The 8,503-nt window shown below is 72.6% G+C and carries 7 protein-coding genes and 1 pseudogene; 4 read left to right on the plus strand and 4 right to left on the minus strand.

Features of this window, described 5'->3' with window-relative positions; all coding sequences use genetic code 11:
• Window positions 1-1,510, plus strand: a 1,510-nt coding sequence (locus G3I65_RS36515) for a tetratricopeptide repeat protein (protein WP_160700141.1), incomplete at its 5' end; no start/stop codon positions are given.
• An 80-nt stretch (window positions 1,511-1,590) separates the two neighbouring features.
• Here the strand turns inward: G3I65_RS36515 and G3I65_RS36520 are convergent.
• Genes G3I65_RS36520 through cofC form a run of 3 tightly spaced genes read right to left on the minus strand, consistent with a single transcriptional unit; the run spans window position 1,591 to window position 5,580 of the window.
• Window positions 1,591-2,544 (minus strand): NUDIX hydrolase, encoded by a 954-nt coding sequence (locus tag G3I65_RS36520; RefSeq protein WP_160700142.1) that lies wholly within the window; start codon window positions 2,542-2,544, stop codon window positions 1,591-1,593.
• Window positions 2,541-4,904: an RNA degradosome polyphosphate kinase gene (locus G3I65_RS36525; RefSeq protein ID WP_166641029.1), complete on the minus strand. Its 2,364-nt coding sequence runs from the start codon at window positions 4,902-4,904 to the stop codon at window positions 2,541-2,543. Before G3I65_RS36525 ends, G3I65_RS36520 begins: the two co-directional genes overlap by 4 nt.
• A 55-nt stretch (window positions 4,905-4,959) precedes the next feature.
• Window positions 4,960-5,580 carry a 2-phospho-L-lactate guanylyltransferase gene (cofC, locus tag G3I65_RS36530; protein WP_160700144.1) on the minus strand — a complete coding sequence of 207 codons (621 nt, stop codon included), beginning with the start codon at window positions 5,578-5,580 and terminating at the stop codon, window positions 4,960-4,962.
• A 238-nt stretch (window positions 5,581-5,818) separates the two neighbouring features.
• On the opposite strand from cofC, the gene G3I65_RS36535 reads away from it, so the two are divergent.
• From G3I65_RS36535 to G3I65_RS36545, 3 genes are all read left to right on the plus strand, one after another.
• Window positions 5,819-6,538, plus strand: a complete 720-nt coding sequence (locus G3I65_RS36535; protein ID WP_160700145.1) for a 1-acyl-sn-glycerol-3-phosphate acyltransferase — start codon at window positions 5,819-5,821, stop codon at window positions 6,536-6,538.
• Complete coding sequence (locus G3I65_RS36540) at window positions 6,538-7,554, plus strand: NAD(P)H-dependent glycerol-3-phosphate dehydrogenase (RefSeq protein WP_160700146.1); 1,017 nt, start codon at window positions 6,538-6,540, stop codon at window positions 7,552-7,554. The genes G3I65_RS36535 and G3I65_RS36540 overlap by 1 nt, the downstream gene beginning before the upstream one ends.
• Before the next feature lie 186 nt (window positions 7,555-7,740).
• Window positions 7,741-8,220 carry a cysteine dioxygenase family protein gene (locus G3I65_RS36545; protein ID WP_160700147.1) on the plus strand — a complete coding sequence of 160 codons (480 nt, stop codon included), beginning with the start codon at window positions 7,741-7,743 and terminating at the stop codon, window positions 8,218-8,220.
• Window positions 8,221-8,226: 6 nt separating this feature from the next.
• Here the strand turns inward: G3I65_RS36545 and G3I65_RS36550 are convergent.
• Window positions 8,227-8,503: pseudogene (locus G3I65_RS36550) on the minus strand (asparaginase); the annotation flags it as partial.

The raw sequence follows: 8,503 nt of genomic DNA on the forward strand, positions 1-8,503 counted from the left end.
GCTGCTCGCCGGCAGCGTCGGCCCGCGGCGCCTCGCGGCCGAACCCGGCGCCGTCGCCGAACTCGTCCAGCTCTGCGGGCGGCTGCCGCTCGCGCTCGCGCTGGCCGGAGAACGCGCTTCCCGCTTCCCCGGCGTTTCGCTCGCCGGGATCGTCGAAGAACTCCGCGACCAGCGGCTGCGCCTGGACACCCTGCGCGACCCCCAGGACGCCGGCACCGACCTGCGCGCCGCGTTCTCCTGGTCCTACAAGGCCCTCCGGCCGGCCGCCGCGCGGTTCTTCCGGCTGCTAGGCCTGCACCCCGGGCACGGCTTCAGCCTGTCCTCCGCCGCCGCGCTCGCCGGTGCCGACCTGCGCGAAGCCCGCGAACTCGCCGACCAGCTCGCCGCCGCGCACCTGCTCAACCAGCCCGGCACCGACCGCTACCAGTTCCACGACCTCCTGCGCGTCTACGCCGCCGAACTCGTCGAAACCGAAACGACCGCCGACGATCGCGCGGCCGCGCTGCGCCGGCTCCTCGACTGGTACCTCGCCACGGTCGCGGAGGCGAACAAGCTCGTCCGCCCCGATCTGCTCACCGAGGACATCACGCTCGGCCCGCCGCCGGTGCCCGCCGTCCACTTCACCCAGCACGAGCAGACGATCGCCTGGTACGCCACGGAACGCCCGGCCCTCACCGCGCTGGTCGGCATCGCCGCCGACCGGGGCTGGACCGCCCACGCCTGGAAGCTCGCGTGGCTCCTGCGCGGCTTCTTCGCCGAACGCCACGACCGCGACGACTGGATCACCACCGCGCGCGCGGCCGTCGCCGTGACCCGCGACGCCGGCGACAACACCGGTCTCCAGTACAGCGCCAACAACCTCGGCTCGGCCTACCTGCGTACGCTCCAGCCCGACCAGGCGCTGGAAGCGCTGGAGGAGGCCCGCGCCGCCTCGGAGTCCGGCGGCGGCACGGCGCTGGCCGTGGCGATCCTGTCGAACCTCGCCGGCGCCTACTACGTCCGCGCCGAGTACGCGGAAGCCGAGCGCTACGCCCTGCAGGCCGTCCACCTCGCGCGCGACCACGGGCAGCGCACCTTCGTCCCGCACGCGCTGCTGAACGTCAGCGCCAGCCGCATCGGCCTGCACGACTACGACCACGCGGCCGAAGCCGCCGAGGCCGCGCACGAAGCCTTCGCCGAGCTGGGCGACCGCTACCACGCGGCGCTCGCCCTCGGGAACGTCGCCGAAGCGCTCGCCGGCGCGGGCAGACACGACGAAGCGGAGAAGGCGGGCCTCGACGCGCTCGCCGAGCTGAAGGAGCTGAACGCCGACTACGGCACCATCGACGTGCAGATCACCCTGGGCCGCCTCAAGCACCGCACCGGCCGCGGCCGCGAGGCGGCAGGCCACTGGACCGAGGCGCTGACCGTCAGCCAGCGCCTCGGCGATCCCCGGGTCACGGAGATCCAAGCCCTGCTGGCCACGGTGCCGACAGTCGAGCCCTCGCCCGGGGATGCGCCGTACCCCTAGCCCGGCGCAGCCCAGCGGGACCCGGGACCAGTACACCAAGATCTACTGTCAGGACGCTGTCTCGCGCGGCAGGGCTCGGGTCAGGAGCGGGTGGGCGCCGGCGCGGGGAGCGCGCTCGGGTAGTAGTCCGCCGCCAGGAGCAGCGGACCTTCCTCGGTCGTCGGCGGGCGGAACGACAGGACCCAGAACGAGCCCTTCTTGCTGGGCACGACCCCGCCGCGCGCGGCGGAAAGCTCCACGCCGTCGCGGTCGGCCAGCGCGCTCACCAGGTCCGGGATCACCCCGCCCTGGCTGGACACCACCGGCGTCCCGCCGTCGCCCGCCACGGCCAGCAGCCGCGCCACCCCGAGCACGGGGTCCGGCCAGTAGCCCTCTTCGGAGAACAGCGGTTCGTGCCGGACTTCGGCGCCGACGTCGTCCGCGACCCCGTGCACCGTCTGCACGCACCGCAGCCGCGGCGCGGACAGCACCCGGTCGGGCCCGAACAGCGCCAGCACGCGCCGGAGCGCGGCCGCCTGCCGCACACCCGCTTCCGACAGCGGGCGCAGGTCGTCGTCGCCGGTCCACTCGTCGCGCTTGCCCGCCTTCGCGTGCCGCACCAGCAACACCGTCGACAAGCCGACGGGCAGCTCGCAGAACGCCCGCAGCACGCGCACGTCCGCCGGCCGCGTCAGCAGCTTCTCCGCCGCCCGCGGTTCGAGCCAGCGCAGCTCGTCGACCTCGTCGTTCGCCGCGAACTCGCCGGACACCGCTTCGGCGGCGAAGTAGTCGACCGTCTTCGGCACCGTCCCGGACCCGGTGCGCGACGGCACCGCGTAGGTCGTGCGTGCCACGTAGCGGCCCAGGACCGCGGCGAACCCGGTCTCTTCGCGCACTTCGCGGACGGCGGCCTCCGCGCTCGTCTCGCCCGCGTCGAGCTTTCCCTTCGGCAGCGACCAGTCGTCGTACCGCGGGCGGTGGACCAGGGCGACCTCGGTCACCCCGCCGGCGACGCGCCACAGCACCGCGCCGGCCGCCCGTACCTCGTGGGTCATCCGGCGGCCCCGTGCAGCTTCGCCAGCTCCAGCTGGTGGTCACGCACCCGCGAGCCGTCCGCCGGGAACGGCGCCCACTCGCCGCTGTCGGTCAGCACCCAGCAGCGCGTCGCCGGGTCGAGCGCCGAGTCGAAGATGTCGTCGAGCTGCCGGGTCAGCTTCGGGTCCTTCACCCGCACCAGCGCCTCGATCCGCCGGTCCAGGTTGCGGTGCATCATGTCCGCGCTGCCGATCCAGTGCGTGCCGCCCGCGCGGAAGTGGAAGACCCGCGAGTGCTCCAGGAACCGGCCCAGGATCGACCGGACGTGGATGTTCTCCGACAGCCCTTCGACGCCGGGCTTCAGCGTGCAGATCCCGCGCACCACGATCTCGACCGGCACCCCGGCCTGCGACGCGTGGTAGAGCGCGTCGATGACCTGCTCGTCGACCAGCGAGTTGCACTTGATCCGGATCCCGGCCTGCTGCCCGGCCCGCGCCAGCTCGATCTCTTCGCCGATCGCGCGGACGATGCCCCGGCGGATGCCGTGCGGCGACGTGAGGATCGTCCGGTAGGTGTCCTGGCGGGAGTAGCCGGTGAGCACGTTGAACAGGTCGGTGACGTCCGCGCCGATGCTCGGGTCGGCGGTGAACAGGCCGATGTCCTCGTAGAGCCGCGCGGTCTTCGGGTTGTAGTTGCCGGTGCCGATGTGGCAGTAGCGCCGGATCGTCGAGCCCTCCTGGCGCACGATCATCGACACCTTGCAGTGCGTCTTCAGCCCGACCAGGCCGTACACGACGTGGACGCCCGCGCGTTCCAGCGTCCGTGCCCAGGTGATGTTGGCCTGCTCGTCGAACCGCGCCTTGATCTCGACCAGCGCGACGACCTGCTTGCCCGCCTCCGCCGCGTCGATCAGCGCGTCGACGATCGGGGAGTCGCCCGAGGTCCGGTACAGCGTCTGCTTGATCGCGAGCACCTTCGAGTCGGCCGCCGCCTGCTCGATGAACCGCTGGACGCTGGTGGAGAACGAGTCGTACGGGTGGTGCACCAGCACGTCGCCCTCGCGCAGCGTGGCGAAGACGCTCTTCGGCGTCTCGCGCTCGCCGAACGCCGGGTGCGTCGCTGGCACGAACGGCCGGTCCTTCAGCTCCTTGCGGTCCACACCGGACAGCTGGTGCAGGCAGGTCAGGTCGAGCAGGCCGGGCACCTCGACGACGTCCGCCGGGTCGACGTCCAGCTCGCGCAGCAGCAGCTCGAGCATGTGCTCGCTCATGTCCTGCGCGACCTCGAGGCGGACCGGCGGGCCGAACCGGCGCTGCGCCAGCTCGCGCTCGAGGGCCTGGAGCAGGTCTTCGTCGCGGTCTTCGTCGACCTCGAAGTCGGCGTTGCGGGTGACGCGGAAGACGTGGTGCTCGGTGACGTCCATGCCGGTGAACAGCTCGCCGAGGTGCGCGGCGATGAGCTCTTCGAGCGGCAGGAAGGTGGCGGTGCGGCTGGCGCGGTCGGTTTCGACGCGCATCAGCCGCGGCACGTTGCTCGGCACCTTCACCCTGGCGAAGCGCTCGGTGCCGCCCTCCGGGTCGCGGACCGTGACCGCGAGGTTGAGCGAGAGGCCGGAGATGTACGGGAAGGGGTGCGCCGGGTCGACGGCCAGCGGCGTCAGCACCGGGAAGATCTGCTCGGAGAAGTAGCTGGACAGCCGCAGCTGGTCGGCGCCGGACAGGTCGGCCCAGCCGACGATGTGGATGTCGTGCTCGGCCAGCTGCGGGCGCAGGTGCTTCTCGAAGGCGCCGGTCTGGCGCTCGACCAGGTCCTGGTTGCGCTTGGCGATGTAGCCGAGCTGCTCGCGCGGGGTGAGCCCGTCCGCGCTGCGCACCAGGAGGCCGGTCTCGTCGCGGCGCTTCAGGCCGGCGACGCGGACCATGTAGAACTCGTCCAGATTGGACGCGAAGATGGCGAGGAACTTCGTCCGCTCCAGCAGCGGCTGCGACTCGTCCTCGGCCAGCGCGAGCACGCGCGCGTTGAAGTCCTGCCACGACAGCTCGCGGTTGAAGTACCGGTCGTCCGGCAGCGTCTCGACGGCGGCCGGCGCGACGGTGACCGCCGGCGGCGCGGACGGCACCGAACGGAACTCCTCGGCGTTGCGCCCGTTTCCCTGCGAGGCGCTGCGGCGGCGGGTGGTCGCCGGGGTGGCCTTGCGGACCCGGGGCTTCCCGGCGGTGGCGCGGGCGGCGGTGTCGCGCGCGGTGGCCTTCGACGGGACCTTCTTGGCCGTGCCCGCCCGGCTGGTGGTTTTCTTCGCCGTCTCCGAAGATCCGCTTGCCGGGTTCCGTCGCCTCCGCGGTGCGGGCGTGCCGCCGTCGTCTGTGCTCACGGACCCCATTCTTCACCAAGCCACGCGGAATTGCGCAGGGCGCGGTGAAGGTCAGATGAACAGCTCAGCGCGCTGCTGCAATCGCTTCCGCCGTGTGTTTTCCGACACCCAGCGCGCGGACGTGGGCAAGATCGTCCGCGGTGTCGACGTCACTGCGGAGGGTGGCGAGCGGCGCCTTCAGCGGGACGGCCCCGGAGCGGCGGTGCGCGGCCGCCGAACCCAGCCCGAACCGCGGGTCGAGGGCGGCGCCCGGCGCGGAGAGCAGGAGCGTGGTCCCGGTGCCCTGCCGATCGGCGACGAAGGCCCGCCGACCGGCCGCTTCGGTGATCGCCGCGGTCAGGTCGCCGGCGCGGAGAGCCGGGAGATCGGCTTGGAGGGCACCCACGACGGCGGCGGGGTCGTCCCTGCGGAGCTGGGCTTCGCCGTGGCGGAACGCTTCGTTGAGACCTCCGTGCGGGGGTTCGCGGGTGATTTCGACGCCGAGCTCCGCGAGTTCTGCGACGGCTTCCGGGTCGGCGGCGACGAGCAGGACCCGCCGAACCTGCCCGGCCGAGACGACGGCGGCGAGCGTGTCGGCGGCGAGGGCCAGTACCAGGGCGCGGTGGTGGTCCGGTCCGACCGCGCCACGCAGCCGCGACTTGCCGTCGCGGGGGTGTTTCATCGGCACGACCAGGTCTACGTCCACGTGTCCATCTTTACCGGAAAGGCGGGGCGGGTGGTGGGCGGCGGGGTGGGTTGTCCACAGGTGACGGCGGTTGTGGACAACTTGGGGGTGGTGGGTGGGGCTGCGGTGGATTGAAACCCTCGCCTCCGGCCCCGGACCAGGGCGCCCAGCCTGCCCGGACCGTCTCGCCGCCGTCCGAACGCACCCTCCCTGGACTGCTCCGACCCCGGCGCGGCAGGATCAGCACCGGACGTGAGACGTGGAGGAGGAGATCGTGGCCCGGCGTGAAAAGGGTGGCTTCTGGGTGGGGCTCGCCGCCGTACTGTTCTACCCGGTCACCGGGATCGCGCGGCGGGTCTACATCGGGGACGAAAAAGTTCCGCGGCAGGGGCCCGCGCTGCTCGTGCTGAACCACATCTCGCACCTCGACCCGGTCGTCGACGCCGTCTTCGTGCACCGGGCGAAGCGGGTGCCGCGGTTCCTCGGCAAGGAGAGCCTGACGCGGACGCCGATCTTCGGGAAGATCTTCGTCGGCTCCGGGCAGATCCCCGTTTCGCGCGGGTCGGCCGCCGCCGGGGACAGTCTCAAGGCCGCGCACGAGGCGCTGCAGGCGGGCAAGATCGTCGTGATCTACCCCGAGGGCACCATCACCAAGGACCCGGCCGGCTGGCCGAAGGAGTCCTTCACCGGCGCCGCGCGGCTCGCGATCCAGAACGACGTGCCCGTGATCCCCATCGCGCGCTGGGGCACCAGCCAGCTCTTCAACGGCTACACCAAGAAGTTCAAGCCGTTCCCGCGCAAGACCATCACCCACCGCGTCGGCGACCCGCTCGACCTGTCGGCCTACCGCGAAGGCAGCGTCCGCAGCGCGTCGAAGCTGCGTGAGGTCACCAAGGTCATGATGGACGAGGTGACCCGGCTGCTCGCCGAGGTCCGCGACGAAGAACCGCCGTCGGAGAAGCCGGGGGAATCCGCCTGATGCGCGCCGACGTGCAGCGGGTCACCGTGCTCGGGGCCGGGTCGTGGGGCACCGCCTTCGCGAAGGTGCTCGGGGACGCCGGCCGCGACGTCACCATGTGGGCGCGCCGGGAAGAGGTCGCCGAGGACGTCCGCGAGCGGCACGCCAACAGCGCGTACCTGCCCGGGGTCGGCCTGCCGGAAAACATCACCGCGACCAGCGACGCGGCCAAGGCGCTCGAAGGCGCCGAAGCCGTCGTGCTCGCCGTGCCCAGCCAGAGCTTGCGCGCCAACCTGACGTCGTGGCGCGATCTGCTGCCGCCGGACGCGATCCTCGTCAGCCTCGCGAAGGGTGTCGAACTCGGCACGCTCAAGCGGATGAGCGAGGTGATCGGCGAGATCGTCGGGATCGACGCCGGCCAGGTCGTCGTCGTCACCGGGCCGAACCTGGCCAAGGAGATCGCCGCCGGGCAGCCGTCCGCTTCCGTGCTGGCCTGCGCCGACCACGAGCGCGCCGTCGCGATCCAGCGCGCCTGCGCCAACTCCTACTTCCGGCCGTACACCAACACCGACGTCGTCGGCTGCGAGCTCGGCGGCGCGTGCAAGAACGTGATCGCGCTCAGCACCGGCATGGCCGCCGGGCTGGGCCTGGGCACCAACACGATGGCGACGCTCATCACGCGCGGCCTCGCCGAGATGGCCCGGCTCGGCGCGAAGCTGGGCGCGGACCCGCTGACGTTCGCCGGGCTCGCCGGCGTCGGCGACCTGGTCGCGACCTGCTCGTCGCCGCTTTCGCGCAACCGGACGTTCGGCGAGCGCCTCGGCCGCGGCGAGACCCTCGAACAGGCGCAGGCGGCGGCCGGCGGGCAGGTCGCCGAGGGCGTCATGTCCTGCTCGTCGATCCGGGCGCTCGCGCGCAGCGTCGGGGTCGACATGCCGATCACCGACGCGATGCACCGCGTCTGCCACGAGGGCGTCGACCCGCGGCAGGCGGGGGCCGAGCTGCTCGGGCGGTCGCAGAAGCACGAGTGGTCCTGATCTCCCGGCAGGTGGGAGACCTTGACCGGGCGGGGAGGGGCTGCGACTCTGGTCGCATGTTCGCGCACGAAATGACTGAGCCGCGGGGCCTCATGGGCCACCGCGCCGTCGTGTGCGCGTGTCGCTGTTGTCGGTGAACCCCAGCCCCGGCCCAGCTCGACACCCTTTTCTTCCGTGAGGACACCCATGTTCGCCGTTCCGGACAACACCCTGCTGCGTCCCGAAAACCCCGCGCTGCGCCACCCGGTGCGCGTCGCGCTGGAGGTCGCCGCCGACCGCGACCGCTGGAAGCACTTGCTGCGCTACGACCCCGACGAGCGCTTCGCCGCGCTCGTCGAGCAGGACGAGCGGCAGGAGGTCTGGCTGATGAGCTGGCTGCCCGGCCAGCACACCGACCTGCACGACCACGCGTTCGCCAGCGGCGCGTTCACCGTGGTCAGCGGCCACCTGACGGAGGCGGTGGCGCGCCGGGCCCCGGGCGGCCGCGCGGTCACCGAGCTGCACGCCCTCGCGGCGGGGCAGTCGCGGGTGTTCGGCCCGGGGTACGTGCACGAGGTGCGCAACGACGGCCCGGACCCGGCGATCTCGGTCCACGTCTACCGCGACGCGGGCCGCGCGATGCGCCCGTACCACCTCGACCCGCTGGGCGGCCCGGTCCTGGACTGAAAGCAGTCAGTCCAGGTCGCCGCGCCGGCGGAACTCGCGCTCGATCTCGTCGCGTCCGGCGCCGGAAGCGAGCAGCGTGTGCAGCAGGATCCGGGACTTGCGCGCGTCCAGCCAGCCCGCCATCGTCGCGCCCATCGCGATCAGGCTGGACTCCGAGCCGTGGAAGCCGTACGTCGAGCGCAGCGTCGGTCCCGCGCCGGTCCGCGACGCGACCACCACCGGGAGCGAACCCACCAGCCGCGCCACCACGTCGGCGGTGCCCGCAGACACGTGGCCGGCGCCC

The organism is Amycolatopsis sp. SID8362 (genome assembly GCF_010550475.1).
Taxonomy (GTDB): domain Bacteria; phylum Actinomycetota; class Actinomycetes; order Mycobacteriales; family Pseudonocardiaceae; genus Amycolatopsis; species Amycolatopsis eburnea.